Here is a 20,517-nt window from a genome sequence, read left to right as displayed (position 1 = left end):
ACTCTTCAATTAAATATATCGAATATGAATCGTCGTTGTGTGACACTCTTAATGAGTGCCCACACAGATTGTCTTGTTATAAATTGTTAAAGAACGTGGTGCAGAATCGCGACGCTTTCGGTCGGGACTTCTGCGCAAGGAGGACTCAGGCTACATATAGTTGCTAGCGTCTTTCTTGCTTTGCTTCTCTTCGAAGCGGATGCGCATTCTACGCGTTTCGTTTTCAGTGTCAACGTTTTTCGTAAATTTCTTTTCGAAGCGCTGTTAACTCCAAAGAGTTAATGAAAACTGCTTTTCCAGTGTTGTTACCAACTCCTTGAAGCGAGGCGCGCATTCTACATCGTTAAGTTACGATGTCAACCTAGATTTTTAACTTTTTAATCAGTCTTAATTCAAGGTTGCGCACTGTGTCTTGTGAATGCCTGAAGCCCCCTCAAAACGTGGAGCGCATTATAGATAGGTGGCGTAAAAGATCAACCGTTATTTGGCACTTATTTGCATTTAATAACACTTTCACCCTCAAACGCTTATTTTTACATCATTTAGGTGTATTCCATTGGACTTTAGGATAGTTCTTTCACATTTTATTGTTCTAATTGTTACAAATGAGTAAACTATAACCAGCCTTCATTATTATGATAATAAACACTAGAAAGGTAGGTATATGAAAGTAGGCTTTATTCAATGCACTGTTATTAGTGCTATCTTTGCAATCGCAGGATATCTGTTGTTTTCATCAGCTAGTATAGAAGCGCACGTTCCGTTAACGGTTTCAGCGTCTTTATTAATAAGCGGTATATTAACCCCGTGGCTAGCTTCACTCCTTAACAATTCCCCCTCTGAAACAGCTGCGCCCTCCACCAGCAGCACAACCACTGAAACACTCTATGTGGGTAATCTACCGTATCGTGCAAACGAATCTGCGGTTAAAGAGTATTTTGGTAGTTTTGTCGAAGTACAGTCTGTCCGACTCATGAAGGATAGAAAAACTGGCAAGCGAAAAGGTTATGGCTTTATTGAAGTGATAACTAGCGACCTTGACCCAGTAATAGCGAAGACTAACGACTCAGTGTTCCAAGAGCGAACATTAAAAGTTAGACCAGCTAAAGACAAAGTAGAACAAGTATAAATTAAAAAACCTGGGCATGACCCAGGTTTTTTTTACTCTATTCTGAAGCCGCTTGCTGTGGCATCGCGTTTAATAAGTTTTGGTTAAACGTATGGAAACGATTTATAGCTGAAACTAAATCAGGTATTTGTACATCTTTCATTTCACTAATAATACCTGCAAGCAATGTATTGTAGTCATCTCCAGCGCCTAAGGTATTCTCGGCATTTTCGAACGTAGACATCATCTTTTCTAGATACTGTGCTATTGGGCTTACTACATTACCGTATTGGTTTTCAGCCTCACCTTCTTCACTGTAGTGCTTTACGTTCTCATAAGCCTTGACCATTTCGGTTTGTGTAGTGCGGTTTAACTGCAACGCATACCCAACTAACTCTTTGTCATCGAAACCTAAATTCAACGCTTGTTCGAACGCCTTATCCATATCCCCGCTATAAAAGGTATCGGCTAAGTCTTGTGCTTCACCCACAAGGTTTGCAATAGCTGTCATTTCATCTTCGTCTATTTCACCCTTTAACGAAAAGCTGATGCCACTTCGCTCAAAGTATTCATATTGAGATGACTGCTGCGCCACAACTGAATCTGTATTCGAACTAGACGCTTCAGCATCGTCATTCGCGGGTATATATAGCGAAGCCTGACTAGCAGCACTAAACTGTCTGATACTTTCAAAGCTAAGGTTTACTTCATCCCCATCTTTGGTTCGAATGAGCAAGCTTCCTGATTTAGCATCAGATGCAGATACCGCGTTAAGCTCGCTCACACTCACTGGATTCGGATTGAAGATATTCTGTTCTAAATCGTTAATGCCGCCGTCTATCATTTCACGGCTACGAGTAACACCTTCTTCAATCTCATCATTCATAAAACCTTCGAGATCTTTTTCAGCCATAGCGAAGCCACGACTTACGCCTTCACGGGCCTGACCAAATAACCCTTTTAGGGTATCGTCATCCGCACCACCATCAGCGGCACCTTGAATGACTCCGGTCACGAACCCAAGTACATTACGGGCAACTTTTTCGAAATCGAATAAGCTTTTATTTTCTTCGCCGTCTTCAGACTGCTTGCTTTCATTAGGGCGCTTACCATCAACAACCACATTTTGACTTAAGCTACCACTGAAGACCTTTAAGCCGATACTGGTCTGCGTGCTATTCACGGTGACCGTTGCTGAATGCTGTTTGGTAAACTCGGCTGCTTGCTGTAAGCCTTCCTGTTGAAGCTGCTTCTTTATAGCTTCATTCGGGTGAACCGATGCCTTTTCATCCACTTTCTGGTCGCCCATGAAAGCCTTAATTTGACTCACGTTCATAATTTGATCCTCACTATCCTCAATCAAGTTATCGGCACCAATCACGTATTGTTTAATTTTAATACGAAATTTTTGCTTCTGTGAGTTTTATCCGTTGCACATATAATATAAGGCACTACAATTCGCAGCCTTATTTAAATGATGTTCGGAGAACCACATGACAACCACCACTGCAAAAGACTATCAAGCTCAACTCGATGAGAAAGTGGATCGGTTAGGTACTCTTCTTACCCCGTTTAACGCACCGAGTCTGTCGGTGTATCCGTCTAAACCTGAAAACTACCGTATGCGGGCTGAGTTTCGTGTATGGCACGACGGTGACGATCTTTATCACATCATGTTCGATCAAGGTTCTAAAGAGAAGTACCGCGTAGATACATTTCCACCGGCTAGTGAAACCATTAACAAGGCAATGCAGCAATTAATTGATTATTTAAAGCCAAACGAGCTGCTGCGTAAAAAATTGTTTCAAATTGATTATCTAACTGGATTATCCGGTGAATTGGTTATTAGCTTGCTGTATCACAAGCCACTAGATGACGAATGGCAAGCACAAGCTGAACTACTTCGCACCTTTTTAGCTACCCAATTTACGGCTGTGAGTATTATTGGGCGAGCTCGAAAGCAAAAGCGCATTGTAGGGAACGACTTTATTATAGAGCGACTACCTATTAACGGCCGTGAGTTTGAATTCAAACATATTGAAAATAGCTTTACCCAACCTAATGCAGAAGTAAATTGCAGCATGATTGAATGGTCACTTGAATGCTCTGCTCCCCTAACTGGGGATTTACTCGAAATGTATTGTGGCGCCGGAAACTTCTCGATGCCATTGGCGGTTCACTTTGACAATGTGATAGGAACCGAAATAGCAAAGCCATCGGTACAAGCGGCGCAATACAATATTGCGGCAAACCACTTAGATAACGTGAAAATTGTGAGGTTGTCGGCTGAAGAGTTTACCGAAGCAATGAACGGGGAACGAACCTTCTCTCGTCTAGAAGGTATTAACTTAACTGAATACAATTTTACCACTGTATTGGTTGACCCACCTCGAGCAGGGTTAGACGTAGATTCACTAAAGATGATTCAAGGGTACGATAATATTATCTATATTTCTTGTAACCCTGAAACCTTAGCTGAAAACTTAAGCCTGCTTTGTGAAACTCACGAAGTAGCAAATGCGGCGCTGTTCGATCAATTCCCATTCACCCACCATATAGAAGCAGGTGTGTTACTTACTAAAAAGTAACGAGCTGTATTTTGCAAATGGATTTGCAGCAACTTTAGATTTTAACGCTTAAGATGCGTCGGAAGATGTCTGTGATGCAAGCTTCGACATTGCGCCCAATTGCACGAAACGTAATTGGGCTTTAACCCTTTCGCCAATTTCTATCTTCAACTTAGTATCAGCTTCTAACGCTTCTGCACCAGCACTGAATACCAATCTAACCATCGCATCAGCTTGAAGCTGCGCAATATTGTACTCCACGCCTTGTTGCTCGATGATGTAATCGGTTAGCTCTTCAATAAAATGCTGAATTTCGCGAAAAACCGCCATTCGGTATGCAGCTGACGTGCCTGTATGTTCCCGCAACAATAATCGAAATACATTTTTGTTAGCAGAGATGAACTCCATGAAGGTTTCAACTGACGTGTGAATTACGCCGCCACCTGAAGCAATTCTACGGCGAGCCTGGCGCATTAACTGGCGAAGAGCTAACCCAGCTTCATCCACCAGCGTGAGCCCTAATTCATCCATGTCTTTAAAGTGTCGGTAGAAGGACGTTGGCGCAATGCCTGCTTCTCGAGCAACTTCACGTAAACTAATAGCAGACAAACTGCGATTTTCATCCAGTAATAGGAATGCCGCATGAATGATATTTTGGCGGGTTTTAAGCTTTTGTTCCTGACGAGTCACAATAGTACCAGTTTGTTAGTCTTCACTAGTCTATCGCATGAGTGCCTATGGGGAGAAGCTTAAATTAATTCGGCTCTAGGCATAAACGCTATTAGCACTTACTCATTATTATCTCCATAGCGTTTTATAGTAACTGTTGTTACTGTACATTCAACTCTTAACAAGTTGTTAACTATGTAGCCGCTATTCTCCTGTAAGGCATTACTGGGACTTTATCAGAGTGAATAGCCAGAATTAATTTATCTCATTATTTCCTGTGGGAATGATGGACTATGGGGTTATAGGACTATCGGCCTACATGAACAAAAATAGCTGACCCAATAATGAAAAAAAGTATTCAGCCCTACGTGCTACGGTTCATTTCGAGTAACACGCTACTAAGTATTAAACGCCGCTATTATACTTGTGCACGCTTTTTTAAGCGTGGTGTACCTAAATTAGAAATTTTCATAAAAGTAGATGACCCCTACTCATTCCTACTTGTTCAAGCATTACCGACACTCGAAAAAAAGTATCGCGTAGCCATTACAGCTCGCGTCATTATCAATTCAGATCCCGTGATGTTTCCTGAATTAACTATGTGGAATAAGCATTCAATTAATGATGCGATGCATTTAGCCAACGTTTACCATCTTCATTTTCCGTGCTCTGCTACTGAGATTACCCACGAAGCTCGCTCAGTTTTTACTGCGTCCTGTGCCGTTCAGCAAAAAATAGATGAAGGCGCTTCATGGACAGGCATTGCTGAATTGCTACTTGCCTATTGGAAAGGTGACCATATTGATGCCTCGTCTAGCATTGATGAGGCGGCATTGGAAAAACGCTTTGAAGCACACCTACATCAGCTTTCCTCGAAAGGTCACTATCTGCCCGCCACGATTTTTTACGATGGTGAATGGTATTGGGGTGTAGATAGGCTTGATCACTTAGAACGTCGACTTATTGATGAAGGCTATGGCATACAACCCAACCCTCAAATCGAATTTGATAAAACCTATACTTCGCTATTACAGCCTCTCAACTTTACTCAAGAGAAGGAAAAATACAGTGAGCCCTTAACCCTGTTTTGGTCTGCCCGTAGCCCCTATTCTTATATTGCGTTGCTGCAGGCCGTAAAACTAACCACACACTATGGCATCCCCATTGAAGTAAAACCTGTATTGCCGATGATGATGCGTGGGTTATATGTTCCCCCTAAAAAAGCCATTTATATTTTTCTAGACACAAAACGCGAGGCACAGAAACTGGGGATTAATTATGGGTTTCTAGCTGATCCGTTAGGTGAAGGTGTAGAGCGATGCTATGCGTTGCTAGCCTATGCTCGGGCGAATAATAAATACCTAGATTATTTACTCTCGTTTGCGAAGTCGGTAAATGCACACGGTGTTAGAGCAGATACAGACAGCGGAATGGAAAAAATAGTAGAAGACGCTGGGCTATCTTGGCAGGAGGCAAAGCGACACTTAGCCAATACTGACTGGAAAAATGAGGTCACTGCAAACCAATCGGACATTTACCAAAACGGCAGCTGGGGTGTGCCCGTTTTCAGATATAAAGATATTCAGGTATGGGGCCAAGATAGGTTATTCGTTATAGAAGATGTCATTCGACAAAACCTTACCCTGCATAAAGTAGCCCCTATTGATAAAGCAATGCATGACATTCGCCAAGCAGTAGGTAGTTCACAAGATGAATGAAGTGGACAATTAAACTAACTGGCACCAGGTAGAGTTCAACAATATGAAGCAATCGTTATGACGCAATCCTCACGAAGCAAAATACTGTAAGACTGCCAGATATGGGTCACAGTCCCCAACTTGAAGCGGCTACCGATATTAGTAATTCAATAATTTCCTTTATAAACAGCGATAAGGCTCCCTAAGCATAAAGTGTAGTAGGCAATTTCTTGAAGCTTACTATAATTAAAGTTTACACACGTAAGCAGAACTTCTGTCCATTCTGCTTGCCTGATGAGCAATAAAACGATAAATTAGCGCACAGTTGTAAGCTGAGTTGTAGAAAATGAAAAAACCACCTCTTATCCTGACGAATGTCTTAGTGTTCATAATTACCGGCGCCATCGCCTTTATTGGCGTACCTGTATGGGTTATCAATCATGGAATTGATTGGGCCGAAATAGGCACTGCGATCTTCTTATTTTATTTCACTGGTATGTCAATTACTGCCGGTTACCATCGTCTTTGGTCACATAAAACCTATGATGCGAATATTGTCGTGCGCGTAATACTTGCCATCGGCGGCGCAATGGCATTGCAAAATAGTATTTTGCACTGGAGCTCAGATCATAGAATTCACCACCGTCACGTAGATGACAACGACAAAGACCCTTATTCAGCAAAGCGCGGTTTGTGGTTTGCACACATTGGTTGGATGCTTCGCGAGTATCAAGAAAAGCGATATGACGACTACAGAAACTGTAAAGACTTGCAGAAAGATAAAGTGGTTATGTGGCAACACAACTACTACCTGCCAATCGTTCTTGCTGCTAACTTTGGCGTTACTGGCTTTTTGGGCTGGTTAAATGGCGACATCCTAGGCATGATTTTAGTGGCTGGTGTACTACGCTTAGTACTTGTTCACCATGTTACTTTCTTCATTAATTCCCTCGCGCACTTCTGGGGAAACCAGCCGTATACTGATGCAAATACGGCCAGAGATAACGGTGTACTAGCATTCTTCACTTTCGGCGAGGGTTATCATAACTACCACCATATTTTTGAATACGACTATCGTAACGGTATTCGTTGGTATCAGTTTGATCCAACAAAATGGTTAATCCGCGGGCTTTCTTACGTGGGGCTTACGCACAACCTGCGTCGTGTACCTGAAGAGCGTATTGAAAAAGCGAGAGCGGCGATGCAACTGCAACGTGCTAGCGAACAGGTCTCTGTATTACCGAATGCAGAAGAGCTCATGCACACCATTGAGCAAGAGTATGAGCTACTTATGCAACGTATGTCTGATTACTACGCGGCGAAAAAGCGTTTGATGAAAGTAAAACAAAAATCACTCAAACGTACCATAGAAGGCTTAGAGCTTACCTATAAGTATAAAGAGCTTAAGCATGCGTTCGCTGTACAAAAAGAAAAGTGGCTTCAGTTACAGAGTCTATCGCTTCAAGCCGCATAAATTGTTGGCTCCAGCTTAGGGACTACTGACATTTGATGTACAGTAAAGGTCCACACCCTCTATACTATTTTAAAAACCCACATGCGCTTTGCTCATGTGGGTTTTGTTTATTTGGCGATTAGCACTAGAGTTAGAGTTACAAACCCAGTAACGTAGAATATTAGTCATTGTTATTTTACGACAAGCGCGGCCACTCAAAAATAGGATGTAGTTATGGCGACAAAGCAAAAAGATAAACCAGCAACCCCTTCTTACCAATACGATGCCATTGTTATAGGTACAGGACCTGGAGGCGAAGGTGTAGCCATGCAATTGGCTAAAGCTGGCAAAAAAGTCGCCGTAATAGAAAGGTACGAAGCCGTGGGAGGTGGGTGTACGCATTGGGGCACTATTCCATCTAAAGCGTTAAGGCATTCAGTAAGCCGCTTAATTGAATATAATAGCTCTCCCCTTTTTGCTGATAACCATGTAAGCAGAAGCCTCACATTTGCAGAAATAATGCGTCATGCCAGTGGGGTCGTAAAAAGTCAGACTCGTCTTAGATCGTCATTTTATGATAGAAACCGCGTTAACTTGTATCATGGTGAAGCCAGTTTCCTTGATGCCAACACCTTACAAATTGTCCGTGATGATGGTTCGAAAGATATTTTAACAGCAGCACAGATTGCAATCGCTACTGGCTCTCGCCCTTACACGCCACCCGATATCGATTTTGGTCACCCTCGTATTTATAACTCCGACACGATTTTATCTCTTGATCACGATCCTAAATCCATCATTATTTACGGCGCTGGGGTTATTGGATCGGAATATGCCAGTATCTTTCGCGGCATGGGCGTAAAAGTTGACCTCGTGAATATGCGAGACAGACTTCTGTCTTTCCTTGATACCGAAATTTCAGATGCGCTAAGTTACCACCTTTGGAACAACGGCGTACTTATTAGGCATAACGAAACTTATAAGTCGGTGGAAGGTAAAGAAGACAGCGTAGTGTTGAACTTAGAGTCTGGTAAACGAATGAAAGCTGATTGCTTGTTATTTGCCAACGGTCGTACCGGTAACACTGACATGCTGGGTTTAGAAGCCATTGGCTTAAAAGCAGATAATCGCGGGCAACTCAGTGTGAATGAGAAATACCAAACCCAAGTAGATAACGTTTTCGCTGTAGGGGATGTTATCGGATACCCAAGCTTGGCGTCTGCCGCATACAATCAGGGCCGATTTGCCGCTGAAGCCATGTTAGGGGCAACCACACACACCGCATTAGTGGCTGACATTCCCACTGGCATTTATACCATTCCAGAGATTAGTTCGGTGGGTAAAACAGAACAAGAGCTTACCGCCGCAAAAGTGCCTTACGAAGTGGGTAGAGCCCAGTTTAAGCATTTGGCTCGTGCGCAGATTGCGTCAACACAGGTGGGTAGCTTAAAAATTCTGTTTCACAGAGAAACGAAGAAAGTTTTAGGTATTCATTGTTTTGGAGAACGTGCATCTGAAATTGTGCACATTGGGCAGGCGATTATGCAGCAAAAAGGCGAAGGAAATACCATCGACTACTTTGTTAATACAACCTTTAATTATCCCACCATGGCCGAAGCTTATCGCGTAGCAGCAATAAATGGACTAAATAGGATATTTTAAGGAAATTTGGGCACAAAAAAACCGGCACTTGATGCCGGTTTTTTTTAGTGCGATTAATCTCGGTTTGCAGCCAGAGTATTTAGCGCTGAAAGCGCATCTCTATGTGCTACGATATCGATCTGCATCTTTTCTTGGTCGAATGTCATTGTTGCAATTGCGTAGTCTCCAAGACTTTCGCTGGCAACGTTGACCAAATCAGTTTGTGCATCACGGAAATGAATGTTGTTGTTGATGTTCTCAGCTATACATTCATTATTCAATTCGAACGATTTTGCGTCCATACAATCGAAAAGCTGGTTTTCGCCAGAGCCCGCATGCGCAATACCAAAGACGGACATTAAGGTTAATCCTAGTACTACTTTACGCATGGTTTTTCTCCTGTTCAGCAGTTCATTACTGCGATGATCCAATAATAATGTATATACGTTTTAATGTCAAATCGGATCACGTAAATATGACAGCAATATTACAAAGTGAAATATTATGAGAAATTTGCCAATTATTTTTGAGGATTTAGTAAAAGAGGCGAAACAGTGTTCATTGTGTATTGAACACCTTCCCTATGGCGTGAACCCAATTTTCTCAATTGGGCCACAGGCAAAAGTTGTGCTAATTGGTCAAGCGCCCGGCCTGATCGCACATCAAAACACAAAAGCCTTCAGCGATAAAAGTGGTGAAAGGCTAAGGCAGTGGTTACACATCGATACTACAACGTTTTATGATGAAAACAAATTAGCCATTATGCCTATGGGGTTTTGCTTTCCAGGCTACAAAAATGGGGCCGATGCGCCGCCTAGAAAAGAATGCGCGCCCACTTGGCACGAGAAGATGTTACACGCCATTCAACCAGAATTAATTCTACTTGTCGGTAGATATGCTCAGCAATACTACTTACCTAAGTACCGAACATTAACAGACGCTATAAAGAACAATTGTGACGAGAAGTTTGCTGTGCTGCCCCACCCGTCTGGTAGAAACAACCGCTGGCTTGCACAGCATCCTTGGTTTGAAACTGAATATTTACCCCACGTGGTAGAGCGCTTAACACCACTACTTGAGTGAAACGTTAGTTCACGTCTTTTTGGGACACGAGGTAATCCATCAATTCATTAAATGGCATGGGTTTAGCATAAAAGAAGCCTTGCGCTTCATTACATCCTAATTCAATCATATACTCAGCTTGCTCTTTGGTTTCAATCCCTTCAGCAATAGTGAGTAGCCCTAGTTTGTTTCCTAAGGTAACAATAGTCTCAGCAAGCACAGCGCTTTTACCGGGCTCAATATCACGAATAAACGAGCGATCTACTTTAAGCCTGTCTAATGGAAGTTGCTGCAAGTAACTCATAGACGAAAACCCCGTACCGAAGTCGTCTATTGCTATGGCAACACCATGCTCTTTTAACGTTCTAAGAGCATCTATCACAATTTGCGGTTCATCCATCACCACGCTTTCTGTTATTTCTAACTCGAGTAAACTTGGATCGCATTTAGATGTGCTAATAGTGCCAAGCACTTTATTAACAAACGACCTATCTCTAAACTGAGGCATTGATATATTTACCGCCACCCTTAAGTCGCCGAAGTTTGCCTCTTTTAAATCTCTCAATCGGTGGCAGGCTTCTTCAAGAACCCATTCACCAATATCAACAATAAGACCTGAATACTCTGCCAGAGGCACAAACACCGCGGGGGAAATATAGCCGTTGTTCCCATCAGGCCAACGTAGCAAACCTTCCATGCCAACGACTTTTTCACTGACCAAATCTACTTGCGGTTGGAACCACAACTCTAGCTTACGTGCCATGAAGTCGCTGCGTAAGCGGCGTATCATTTCTAGGCGCCACGTGGTTTTGTCTTCAATATCTTTAGCAAAATACTCGAAGTTGTCGCTTATGTTCTTTTTCGCGCGATTTAGGGCAATATTAATGCGCTTTAAAATTTCTAAGCCAATATTTCGTTTGTCATCGAGTTGACATAGCCCCATCGTCACGCTGACAGGCAAGGTGTGGTCGCTCACCTTAAACGACGATTGAAACAATGAATTAATATTGTCGGGGTTAACCACACTCGAAGGGCCAATAAGCCCAAACACATCCGCGCCAATGCGCCCAATTTTAACTGAGTCATCGAAGCACGCTTGAAACCTATCACTGATAGCACGCAATAGCTCATTTCCAGCTTCTTGGCCTAAACCATCGTTGATGTCTGAAAAATGATTTACATCAATAAGCGCAACTGAGCAGTTTTCGCAGGCAAAAATATGCGGCTTATCGAGCATATTGATAAATTCATTACGATTGGGAAGTCTCGTAAGCCAATCCCTAAAGGCTGCGTTTCTTAGTTGGTGAAACAAGTTTACGTTTTCGTAGCCTACCGAAATACTGGATAAAAACACTTCTAACAAGCTTTTATCTAGGTTAGTAATTTCACTTACCATATTTACGTAAACTGCCGCTTCAAACCCAGAACGGTTTATATACAGCACAGATGAATCAGATTCGAAAATATGACGTTTAAGGCGAAGACAGCGACCTACTTGCTCGACAATTTCACTGTTATTAATGTTATCGATAGACTCATTAATAAAAGAAGCATATTCGCCTGCGGCCCCTAAGATATACACACCGTTGTCGTCTTTATCGAGAACCGAACCAGCTCTAGCACAAACAAGGCCCTCAGCATCTAATCCAATCAACGAGCTAATTTGAGTAACAACCCCTTCGCAAAACCCTTTTACCGAATGCTCTTCAAATAAATTGGCCGACGATGTAATGATTTTTTCTAAACCAATACGGTTTTGATTGATTGTCATTATTTGCTGATAAGAGCGCAGAGAAGAGATAACCGTCGTCATCAGTTTGGCGCGGGTAAGCTCTGTCTTTGTTTTGTAATCGTTAATGTCGTAAAGCTTAATCACCTCTTCTTCAGGTGCATAACCAGGTTGCCCTGTTCTTAAAACAATACGTGGTTCGGTTAGCCCCATGGATTCCCGGATATAACGCACTACATCGAAACCGGCGTCATCAGTTTCCATGACAACATCCAATAAAATGATAGCTATCGTTTTACCGTAATCGTGCAGAAGTGTTTTGGCTTCTTTAGCCGAATAAGCATGAAGGAAATTAAGTTTTCTATCATTAACAATAAGGTCGGAGAGTGCGAGTCGCGTAACGGTATGAATTTCCTCATCGTCATCGACAATAAGAATATTCCATTCTTTATAAAAAGTAGTATCGATATCAGAACTTCCATCATCATCTAAGAAGATAAGTTCATCGTTATCGTAATCCGTTGCCGACATAACTGCTTATACCCTCGTCACTGATTCATACATACTTTTTTGCCTGTATGCTGTTTATCAGAATTGCTAAATCGATACTGCAATGCAATAGTGGTAACCTATTGTTCATGCTTTGAATGGCAATCTACATATTAAAATGAAGATAACCCCTGATCCTTATACTAGTTCACTTCCTAAGACCAAGCGCCCTACTGAACCAACGCCGGCTAGCCGTAACGACAATCCAAACCAAAGTGCGACTCAAAATGTGCAACAAGATACACCGACGCATTTTGTACGGCAAAAGATACTCTCTTGGTTCTCTCGTGTCGGCATTTCTCCTTCAATGGCGAAAGATCCTAAAAGCCAACGCAACACGTTAGAACGAAGAAAGCAGATAATAGAATTACAAAAAGCTGCAAACCTCCAAGCTGTATTAAATATAGCACTAAATGTCAACATAACCGAATCTGAAAACGATGGACTTGATCCAGATTGGTTTTTTGCCTTCAGCAACATGGCAGAAGAGATCCACAGCCCGGGAATGCAGGGACTTTGGGGCAAAATTTTTGCCGTTGAGGTAAGTAAACCCGGCAGCTTTTCTCTTCGTAGCTTACAAATGCTGAAATTGCTTACTCACAGAGACGCAAAAGTATTTGCGAAGGCTGTCAGTATTGCCAGTAGACGGCAACACGATACTATCCCTCGTATATTAGTCGGCTTTCATAGAAAAAAAGGCATACTGTCTTTTTTCAAACGTGCGGTGCCGGAACAGCTCAACTTAGCCTCTGTCGGCCTTTCCTACCCCGATTTGCTGGCCCTTCAAGATATGAAGCTACTTTATGCTAGCGAGATAGAAAGCGGTGAATATACAGAAGGCCAACAAACAAGATGGCGCTGTGGTGCCGAGCAGTTCACATTAGAAAGCAAGCAGCCAGGTGTGGCCTTAGTATATTTTAAGTTTACCGCGGTAGGTGGCGAACTTTATAAGCTCGTACCAAGAAAACAAAACCCTACTTACCTATCGGCTCTTAAGGACGTATTAAGCGAAGTCTTCAATATTCATTAACCCGTCGTATTAGCACCGCTTTTTTTCAGACCTGCTTTTCATCTAGCGGTTTCTGTATGCTAGACGAGCGGGTGACAGCTTAAATACCGTCACCAAACTCGTGCAATCCACACTCTCGCTTAAGCCCGAAGAAACGAGTATCTTGTTCACTCATGCCTTCTTGCAATGATTGCGTGGTATGCCAATCGCCAATAGATACATAGCCTTCATCCCACAAAGGATGATAAGACAGACCATGCTCTTTCAAATAGTAGTGCAGATCTTTGTTGCTCCAATCAATAATAGGATAGAGCTTAAACTGACTGCCTACCTTTTGAAGCACAGGTAATTTGCCGCGGGTATCAGATTGGCTGCGGCGTAAACCGGCAAACCATGTACCTGCGTTAAGTTCTTTCAAAGCACGCTGCATAGGTTCAACCTTGTTCATTCGGTTGTACTGCTCAATGCCTTCAACACCTTGTTCCCACAATCGACCAAAGCGAGCTTCTTGCCACGCAGATGAAATATCTGCGTTATACACGTGCAAGTTTAGATTCAATGCGTCTTTCAGCTCGTCAATAAACTTGTAAGTTTCAGGAAACAAATAGCCAGTATCCGTTAATACCACAGGGATATCTGGCTTAGCTTGAGTAAGCATGTGAAGCATAACCGCAGATTGAGCACCAAAGCTTGATGACACAATGTGACTGTCAGGTAAGTTTTCAAGCGCCCACGCAACGCGGGCTTGAGCACTCATCTCTTCTAGTTCAACATTGATATCGGCAAGGGCTTCCTTGCTGATATCAAATGCTAACGGACTGCTATTAATTAGCGTCGAATTACTCATAAAAGTCTCTAGCTGAATCGACAACGGGCGCGACAATTTCAGCGCGAATAACATAATCACCGAACGATTCGTTACCGCTACGCTCTTTCGCCCACTTGCCAATTAATGAATCAAGTTCGGCCATAATTTCTTCTTCACTGATGTTTTCACGATACATCTTAGGAATACGGGTTCCTTCACGATCGCCACCTAAGTGGAAGTTATATTTACCTGGGCCTTTACCCACTAAACCAACTTCGGCCAACATGGCACGACCACACCCATTCGGGCAGCCCGTTACACGGAAAATAATACTGTCGTCCGCTAAACCATGCTTCGCTAGCAAACCTTCAAGTTCCGTTACCGCATCAGGCAAATAGCGCTCTGCTTCTGCCATTGCTAATGGGCAGGTTGGCAAGGCAACACAAGCCATAGAATCAAGACGCTGATTTGAAGTCTCTGGCGCAATAAGTCCGTGCTCACGGGCCAAGGCTTCAATCTTTTCTTTATCTTCTGCTGGTACACCCGCAACAATCAGGTTTTGATTCGCGGTTAAGCGGAAGTCGCCAGTATGAATTTTTGCAATTTCAGCACACCCTGTTTTCAAGGTTTTGCCCGGATAATCTAAAATTCGGCCGTTTTCAATAAATAACGTTAAGTGGTATTTACCGTCAATACCTTCAACCCAACCGAAGCTATCGCCACGGGTTGTGAATTCATATGGACGAGTGTCGCCAAAGGTCACGCCTGCACGCTTCTCTACTTCGGCTTTAAAGTTATCTACGCCAACTCGTTCTAACGTGTATTTGGTTTTAGCGTTTTTACGGTTAACACGGTTACCCCAATCACGCTGAGTAGTTACCACTGCTGCAGCTACGGCTAACGTGTCATCCAAACCAATAAAACCAAAGTCACTGGCTTTACGTGGGAAAGTGCTCTTATCGCCATGTGTCATGGCAAGGCCACCGCCTACTAGTACGTTAAAACCAATAAGCTTGCCGTTTTCGGCAATAGCTACAAAGTTAAGATCGTTCGCGTGAACATCTACATCGTTTTGTGGTGGAATAACCACGGTGGTTTTAAACTTACGGGGTAAGTAATTGTCACCTAATATTGGCTCTACTGGCTTTTCAGTAGTTTCTACTCTTTCACCGTCTAACCAAATTTCAGCATAAGCACGGGTTTTTGGAAGTAAGTGCTCGCTTATCTTCTTAGCCCATTCATAGGCCTCAACGTGCAAAGCAGACTCAACCGGATTAGAGGTACAAAGTACGTTTCGGTTTACGTCACCAGCGGTGGCAATAGAGTCGATTCCTGCTTTATTCAGCATTTGGTGCATCGACTTGATTTTCGGCTTTAATACACCGTGAAACTGGAACGTTTGACGGGTAGTAAGACGAATGCTGCCGTACATAGTGTGATCGGCGGCAAACTTGTCGATAGCTAACCATTGGTCAGGGGTAATCACGCCACCCGGTAAACGGGCACGTAGCATTACGTTGTGCAATGGCTCTAGTTTTTGCTTAGCACGCTCGGCGCGAATATCACGATCGTCTTGCTGATACATACCGTGGAAGCGTATAAGTTGGAAGTTATCTGCCGTGAACCCACCGGTTAAATCGTCTTTTAAATCGGTTTCGATTGTGCCGCGTAAGTTATTACTTTCACGCTTTAAGCGCTCGTTGTCAGCCAGTTTGCCCTCAACGATAAATGGTGATTTTTCATTGCTCATTAATAGACATCCTTCTGGTAACGTTTCGCTTTGCGTAATTCAACTAAGTACGCTTTAGCATCGGCTTCTGATTTTTCGCCGTACTGTTGCACAATACTAATCAGTGCATTTTCCACATCTTTTGCCATGTAGGTTGCATCGCCACACACATAAAAATGTGCACCTTGCTGAAGCCATTCGTACACTTCTTTACCATGCTCAAGCAAACGGTGTTGCACATAAACTTTCTCTTCTTGGTCGCGAGAGAAAGCCAAAGTAATCTTATCTAGTAGGCCGTCTTTCACGTAGCCTTGCCATTCCACTTGATACAAGAAGTCTTGGGTGAAATGCGGGTTACCGAAGAACAACCAGTTCTTACCTTCAGCCTCTTGAGCATCACGCTCTTGCATAAAGGCTCTGAAAGGGGCAATACCCGTACCTGGGCCAACCATGATAACCGGTGTATTTCCATCTTCAGGTAAACGGAAGTGATCGTTGTTTTCAACAAACACGTCTACTTCACCGTTTTCTTCTAAATATTCACATAAGAAACCAGATGCCCCGCCTTGGTGGCGATGACCAAAGGCTTCATAGTCTACGTGAGCTACCGTTAGGTGAACTTCGTCTTCAACTTCGGTTTGGCTAGACGCAATAGAGTATAAGCGCGGTGTTAGCGGTCGAAACGCTTCTACTAGTTGCTGAGCAGTTATACTGCCCGGATGGTCACGCACAATATCAATCAATTGACGCTCGGCCATGTAAGTGCGCAGTTTTGCTTTATCTTCCATCATCGCTGCCAAGCTTTCAGAGCCGGTAGCTACTTGATAGGCTTTAATGAAGTTAGGATAGCTAAGCGTAAGCTCAAGCTTGCTGGTTAATGCTTCTCGCAACGTCAGCGTTGCATCAGCAACCTTCACTTCTGCATCGCCATCAAGAGAAAGTGTATCTATGAACGCATTAACAAGACTTGGCGCGTTTTTAAACCACACGCCTAATGCATCACCCGCTTTGTAGGTAATACCAGAATCTTCAAGGCTAATTTCAATATGGCGAATGTCTTTTACTGAATCACGACCAGTAATTTTTTGAGCATCAAGCAAGGTTGCCGTAAACGGCGCTTTTTTGGTATACGCTTGTTCAGGTGCGCCTTGCACGGCTGAGCCAGTTTGCACTGCTTGGGCAACAGGCGCTGACGCTGTAAAGTCATCTTTAAGAGAAGCGATTAAGTCATTCAGCCACGCCTCAGCTTGCGCTTCATAATCAACATCGCAATCGGCACGGGCCACTAGCTCGGTACCACCAAGTTTGCCTAAGCGTTCATCGAAGTCTTTGCCCGTTTGACAGAAGAATTCGTAACTACTATCACCTAATCCTAACACCGCATACTTGGTGCTGCTTAACTTAGGTGCTTTCTTGCCGCTAACAAACTCATGCAACTCGATGGCATCATCTGGCGCATCGCCTTCACCATGGGTGCTAACAAAAAGCGCAACATGGGTTTCAGCTTTAAGCGAACGAGGCTTGTAATCTGCCATGCTAACTAACTTAGAGTTAAAGCCCGCTTCTTCCGCTTTAGCCTGACACTGTTGAGCCACGCCTTTCGCATTACCGGTTTGTGAACCGAATAAAATGGTAAGCGTGGGAGCATCAGTCTGCGCTGGTGCTACTGCACCGGCTGCAGTTGGCGCAACGGCGCCGCCTTGTGCTGCGGCCATACCGGCAGCATAGCCACTGATCCAAGTCAGTTGGTCGCGGTTTAACCCAGATATCGCTTGGGTAATTGCATTGAACTGTTGTTCGTTTAGTACGGCACCAGTAGCCGATGGATTGTTCGATTGTTGTGACATAATTCTTTAGCCTTAATTCGATGGGCATAAGGCTAACGGCTTTCTAGAAGAAGAGAAAAGAATAAATGAGACTTTTTTATTACTGAAAGTGATTAAGAGTGTGTTTTGGAGTATAAACACGCTATTTTCGATGATAACACTACCAGTAAAGTTGATTTTTGGTAGCTTCCCTAAAAAAATTTTAGATATCAGCGCCTAAAATTAAGCACAAACCTAAAGTGTTTTAAGCAAATTTTAAGGTGTAAGCTAACTTTCTGAAGGAAAAGAAAAAGCACCTAAGCAATTAATAAATAAAGGGCTTTATGCTTAAATTCACAAAGACTAGCATGTGGAAATATGTTGTAATCAATCAAATTTTCTAATTGCTACATTATGTCCCAACTTCCGTTTTTTAGATCAACCACTTCGTTAATCATTCTGTTCTTTCTTAGCGCAATTTCATCTAGTCATGACAACACATTTAAGCACTCAGATGTGCCATTGAATCAAGAGCGGCACAAAGATGACATTGAGGAACAAAAACATGACGAGCATGCAGAGCACGACGAACATCCTCTACTTTTACCTAGCCGAGCGGCTAGTGGGCAGTGGACTACTGATATATGGTCTCGCAACGATGGCTTCATTGCCAATGCAGGAATAAGAGTTAAATTTGGCCACTAGTGCAATAGTACTAATATAAAAAAGCAAAAAAACCGACACATGTCGGTTTTTTTGTTTATCAGATAGATGTCGGCAACAATTAGAAGTGGACTTCTAACCCTGCAAACGCGCCATCAAATTCCATATCTGCATAGATATCGTCAAGATCTTCAATATCCACCGTCACTTTGCGATAGCCCACCTGAAGGGTCATATCAACCGCGAGACTTTCTATAAATGAGTAAGTCACTGCTACTTGGTAATCGCTTAGTTCGTGATCGTCAAACGACAAGTAGCTACCTTCAGCGTAAGCCGCTAACCCCGTAAACGGCAAGCCTACTTGTACTTTCGAATACAGCATTGGTACAACACCAGAAAAATCACCTGAGCCCTGTGTGTCGCTAGCGGTATCGTAAACTGAGAACGCGCCGTCGATATACTTGGCATTTAAACCTACATCGAAGCTAATTAAATCGTTATCGAACAGTTCGTAATACAAAATAATGTCTGTAGCGTCTAACTCAACAATGGTGTCCACTTGACTATCGGCAGTGTACAAATCGCCATCGAAGGTAAAGTTAGTATTTAGCGTAGTCGTGCCCGAGTTATCAAGGGTGGTATGCCCTATCTTCACGTTAGGCACAAATGGCAACGGGTGCTCAAATGCAACGTATAACGCAGTATTTGTTTCATCATCAAAATTGAAATCAGCAGTAGACGAACTATCGGCGAAACCACCTGTTGTATCCGTCTGCCAAACATGTGCACCTGCGTACACTCCTGCAATTGTGTCTGCATGCGAAGATGCGGAGAAAAGAGCACAACCCACTAGGGTTGCCAATAGACACTTTTTCATTTGTTATCCTTGACTGAGAAGTTCTGAAAGTTCAATTAAAGCAGCGTTAGCGCGAGAAATATAGTTCGCCATCACTAAAGAATGGTTAGCCAGCATACCAAAGCCACTGCCATTTAGAATAACAGGACTGAACACAGACTGCTGAGTTGCTTCAAGCTCACGAATTATCTGCTGTAAGCTAACCAATGCGTTTTTATCTTCTAATACATCGTAGAATTCAACTTCTACCGCTTTAAGAAAGTGTAGTAGCGCCCACGTCGCGCCGCGCGCTTCATGGAAATTATTGTCTAGCTTAAACCAACTGGTTTTAACCGTACGCTGCTGCGCTACCGAGGTAGATTGCTTCGCTTTCGAATCGCCCGCTAAATCTGTATTAATTCTTGCAGAACCAACACTGGCACTTAACCGCTGAGAATAGCTGCCTAAACGCTTTTCAACTTGCTTAAGCCACTCACGTAAATTATCAGCACGAGTATAAAATTGACTGTCAGAATTTTGCGGGTTCGCAAGCTGATCGCGATAAAGTTTTAGAAGCTCTATGCCGTCTCGGTAACTAGACTCAGACGACGGAAACATCCAGCTCTTATGATCCATATTAAATTTAGGATGCGCTTTAGTCAGATAAGGGTTTTCTAACGATTGAGATTGCGAACGGCTAAAGTCTTTACGCATAGAAAGCGCAAGGTCTCGAATCATTTCCAGCGCGCCAAATTCGAAAGACGGCATATTATCTAAGAAAACACCCGGCGGCATTACATCATTCGACAGGTAACCACCCGGTTTATCTAGCAAGGTTTCAGAGACATCAATCATAGTTGCAGTAAGCGTATAGCCGGCCACGTCTTCTGGATTAATATTTTGTGCTTGTTGCGCCACCCGCTTTTTAACGTCGTAGGCGTCTGGTGCCATGCTCCAGTACAGACCTATTAACCAAAAAATCAGAAACAACACTGCAATGACAATGGCTACTCGTTTTGTGCTAATTGATTTTCTCATATCAATGCCAACCTTCCTTTCAAATGACACAAAGCCGGACTTAACCGGCAATGTATAACTAATTATAAATACGCGAGAATTACTAAACCTTTATGACGGTTGCAGTTATATCACCATTTAACGGCCTAATAACACAACTTAAATAAACTTATAAT

Annotated in this window: 17 protein-coding genes; 8 read left to right on the top strand and 9 right to left on the bottom strand. The window is 43.0% G+C overall.

What is annotated here, in order from left to right; translation table 11 throughout:
• Window positions 1–664: 664 nt before the first annotated feature.
• The gene (locus tag J5X92_RS19815) at window positions 665–1,129 is read left to right on the top strand and encodes an RNA-binding protein (RefSeq protein ID WP_013782662.1); all 465 of its coding nucleotides are present in this window, start codon (window positions 665–667) and stop codon (window positions 1,127–1,129) included.
• A gap of 37 nt (window positions 1,130–1,166) precedes the next feature.
• Here the strand turns inward: J5X92_RS19815 and J5X92_RS19810 are convergent, their stop codons facing one another.
• Window positions 1,167–2,444, bottom strand: coding sequence for a DUF5610 domain-containing protein (locus tag J5X92_RS19810; RefSeq protein ID WP_126872794.1), 1,278 nt, complete (start codon window positions 2,442–2,444; stop codon window positions 1,167–1,169).
• 157 nt (window positions 2,445–2,601) lie between these two features.
• On the opposite strand from J5X92_RS19810, the gene trmA reads away from it, so the two are divergent.
• Complete coding sequence (trmA, locus tag J5X92_RS19805; RefSeq protein ID WP_208806369.1) at window positions 2,602–3,696, top strand: tRNA (uridine(54)-C5)-methyltransferase TrmA; 1,095 nt, start codon at window positions 2,602–2,604, stop codon at window positions 3,694–3,696.
• A 48-nt stretch (window positions 3,697–3,744) separates the two neighbouring features.
• Here trmA and fabR read toward each other — a convergent pair whose 3' ends face one another.
• On the bottom strand, window positions 3,745–4,365 hold the full coding sequence (gene fabR / locus J5X92_RS19800; RefSeq protein ID WP_126872796.1) for an HTH-type transcriptional repressor FabR: 621 nt from the start codon (window positions 4,363–4,365) through the stop codon (window positions 3,745–3,747).
• Between the two features lie 323 nt (window positions 4,366–4,688).
• Here fabR and J5X92_RS19795 point away from each other — a divergent pair, with 323 nt between their 5' ends.
• The 3 genes from J5X92_RS19795 (at window position 4,689) to sthA (ending at window position 9,156) form a co-directional block, all read left to right on the top strand.
• Complete coding sequence (locus tag J5X92_RS19795; protein ID WP_208806368.1) at window positions 4,689–6,062, top strand: DsbA family protein; 1,374 nt, start codon at window positions 4,689–4,691, stop codon at window positions 6,060–6,062.
• Between the two features lie 325 nt (window positions 6,063–6,387).
• Window positions 6,388–7,515 carry a fatty acid desaturase gene (locus J5X92_RS19790; RefSeq protein WP_126872798.1) on the top strand — a complete coding sequence of 376 codons (1,128 nt, stop codon included), beginning with the start codon at window positions 6,388–6,390 and terminating at the stop codon, window positions 7,513–7,515.
• A gap of 213 nt (window positions 7,516–7,728) precedes the next feature.
• Entirely contained in the window at window positions 7,729–9,156 is a 1,428-nt protein-coding gene (sthA, locus tag J5X92_RS19785; RefSeq protein ID WP_126872799.1) for a Si-specific NAD(P)(+) transhydrogenase, read from the top strand.
• A 53-nt stretch (window positions 9,157–9,209) separates the two neighbouring features.
• On the opposite strand, the gene J5X92_RS19780 is transcribed toward sthA, so the two are convergent.
• On the bottom strand, window positions 9,210–9,524 hold the full coding sequence (locus J5X92_RS19780; RefSeq protein ID WP_126872800.1) for a pyridine nucleotide transhydrogenase: 315 nt from the start codon (window positions 9,522–9,524) through the stop codon (window positions 9,210–9,212).
• 115 nt (window positions 9,525–9,639) lie between these two features.
• On the opposite strand from J5X92_RS19780, the gene J5X92_RS19775 reads away from it, so the two are divergent.
• A complete protein-coding gene (locus J5X92_RS19775) occupies window positions 9,640–10,218 on the top strand; it encodes a uracil-DNA glycosylase family protein (protein WP_126872801.1) in 579 nt (192 codons plus the stop codon).
• A 4-nt stretch (window positions 10,219–10,222) separates the two neighbouring features.
• On the opposite strand, the gene J5X92_RS19770 is transcribed toward J5X92_RS19775, so the two are convergent.
• Window positions 10,223–12,457, bottom strand: a complete 2,235-nt coding sequence (locus tag J5X92_RS19770) for an EAL domain-containing protein (RefSeq protein WP_126872802.1) — start codon at window positions 12,455–12,457, stop codon at window positions 10,223–10,225.
• 136 nt (window positions 12,458–12,593) lie between these two features.
• Here J5X92_RS19770 and J5X92_RS19765 point away from each other — a divergent pair, with 136 nt between their 5' ends.
• Complete coding sequence (locus J5X92_RS19765; RefSeq protein WP_208806367.1) at window positions 12,594–13,505, top strand: TIGR03899 family protein; 912 nt, start codon at window positions 12,594–12,596, stop codon at window positions 13,503–13,505.
• A gap of 79 nt (window positions 13,506–13,584) precedes the next feature.
• Here J5X92_RS19765 and J5X92_RS19760 read toward each other — a convergent pair whose 3' ends face one another.
• From J5X92_RS19760 to J5X92_RS19750, 3 genes are read right to left on the bottom strand one after another with little or no spacing between them, the layout of a single operon-like run.
• Window positions 13,585–14,331, bottom strand: coding sequence for a phosphoadenylyl-sulfate reductase (locus J5X92_RS19760; RefSeq protein WP_126872804.1), 747 nt, complete (start codon window positions 14,329–14,331; stop codon window positions 13,585–13,587).
• On the bottom strand, window positions 14,324–16,042 hold the full coding sequence (gene cysI / locus J5X92_RS19755; protein WP_208806366.1) for an assimilatory sulfite reductase (NADPH) hemoprotein subunit: 1,719 nt from the start codon (window positions 16,040–16,042) through the stop codon (window positions 14,324–14,326). Before cysI ends, J5X92_RS19760 begins: the two co-directional genes overlap by 8 nt.
• On the bottom strand, window positions 16,042–17,868 hold the full coding sequence (locus tag J5X92_RS19750) for an assimilatory sulfite reductase (NADPH) flavoprotein subunit (protein WP_208806365.1): 1,827 nt from the start codon (window positions 17,866–17,868) through the stop codon (window positions 16,042–16,044). Before J5X92_RS19750 ends, cysI begins: the two co-directional genes overlap by 1 nt.
• A 474-nt stretch (window positions 17,869–18,342) precedes the next feature.
• On the opposite strand from J5X92_RS19750, the gene J5X92_RS19745 reads away from it, so the two are divergent.
• The gene (locus J5X92_RS19745) at window positions 18,343–18,531 is read left to right on the top strand and encodes a hypothetical protein (RefSeq protein ID WP_041452451.1); all 189 of its coding nucleotides are present in this window, start codon (window positions 18,343–18,345) and stop codon (window positions 18,529–18,531) included.
• A 79-nt stretch (window positions 18,532–18,610) separates the two neighbouring features.
• Here J5X92_RS19745 and J5X92_RS19740 read toward each other — a convergent pair whose 3' ends face one another.
• Both J5X92_RS19740 and J5X92_RS19735 read right to left on the bottom strand, forming a co-directional pair.
• Complete coding sequence (locus J5X92_RS19740; protein ID WP_208806364.1) at window positions 18,611–19,366, bottom strand: TIGR04219 family outer membrane beta-barrel protein; 756 nt, start codon at window positions 19,364–19,366, stop codon at window positions 18,611–18,613.
• Window positions 19,367–19,369: 3 nt separating this feature from the next.
• A complete protein-coding gene (locus J5X92_RS19735) occupies window positions 19,370–20,362 on the bottom strand; it encodes a DUF2333 family protein (RefSeq protein WP_013782647.1) in 993 nt (330 codons plus the stop codon).
• Between the last annotated feature and the right edge of the window lie 155 nt (window positions 20,363–20,517).

The organism is Alteromonas sp. K632G, from assembly GCF_017653625.1.
Lineage (GTDB): Bacteria > Pseudomonadota > Gammaproteobacteria > Enterobacterales > Alteromonadaceae > Alteromonas > Alteromonas naphthalenivorans.
The sequence above is the reverse complement of the archived record's forward strand: the minus strand, read 5'-3'. Positions and strand labels throughout refer to the sequence as shown.

Bases quoted from the DNA above. Each gene is read 5' to 3' on its own strand.
- J5X92_RS19750 (WP_208806365.1), bottom strand. From the start codon at position 17,868: ATGTCACAACAATCGAACAATCCATCGGCTACTGGTGCCGTACTAAAC.
- J5X92_RS19760 (WP_126872804.1), bottom strand. From the start codon at position 14,331: ATGAGTAATTCGACGCTAATTAATAGCAGTCCGTTAGCATTTGATATC.
- J5X92_RS19810 (WP_126872794.1), bottom strand. From the start codon at position 2,444: ATGAACGTGAGTCAAATTAAGGCTTTCATGGGCGACCAGAAAGTGGAT.
- J5X92_RS19775 (WP_126872801.1), top strand. From the start codon at position 9,640: ATGAGAAATTTGCCAATTATTTTTGAGGATTTAGTAAAAGAGGCGAAA.
- J5X92_RS19735 (WP_013782647.1), bottom strand. From the start codon at position 20,362: ATGAGAAAATCAATTAGCACAAAACGAGTAGCCATTGTCATTGCAGTG.
- J5X92_RS19790 (WP_126872798.1), top strand. From the start codon at position 6,388: ATGAAAAAACCACCTCTTATCCTGACGAATGTCTTAGTGTTCATAATT.
- cysI (WP_208806366.1), bottom strand. From the start codon at position 16,042: ATGAGCAATGAAAAATCACCATTTATCGTTGAGGGCAAACTGGCTGAC.
- J5X92_RS19770 (WP_126872802.1), bottom strand. From the start codon at position 12,457: ATGTCGGCAACGGATTACGATAACGATGAACTTATCTTCTTAGATGAT.
- sthA (WP_126872799.1), top strand. From the start codon at position 7,729: ATGGCGACAAAGCAAAAAGATAAACCAGCAACCCCTTCTTACCAATAC.
- J5X92_RS19780 (WP_126872800.1), bottom strand. From the start codon at position 9,524: ATGCGTAAAGTAGTACTAGGATTAACCTTAATGTCCGTCTTTGGTATT.
- trmA (WP_208806369.1), top strand. From the start codon at position 2,602: ATGACAACCACCACTGCAAAAGACTATCAAGCTCAACTCGATGAGAAA.
- J5X92_RS19815 (WP_013782662.1), top strand. From the start codon at position 665: ATGAAAGTAGGCTTTATTCAATGCACTGTTATTAGTGCTATCTTTGCA.
- J5X92_RS19765 (WP_208806367.1), top strand. From the start codon at position 12,594: ATGAAGATAACCCCTGATCCTTATACTAGTTCACTTCCTAAGACCAAG.
- J5X92_RS19740 (WP_208806364.1), bottom strand. From the start codon at position 19,366: ATGAAAAAGTGTCTATTGGCAACCCTAGTGGGTTGTGCTCTTTTCTCC.
- J5X92_RS19795 (WP_208806368.1), top strand. From the start codon at position 4,689: ATGAAAAAAAGTATTCAGCCCTACGTGCTACGGTTCATTTCGAGTAAC.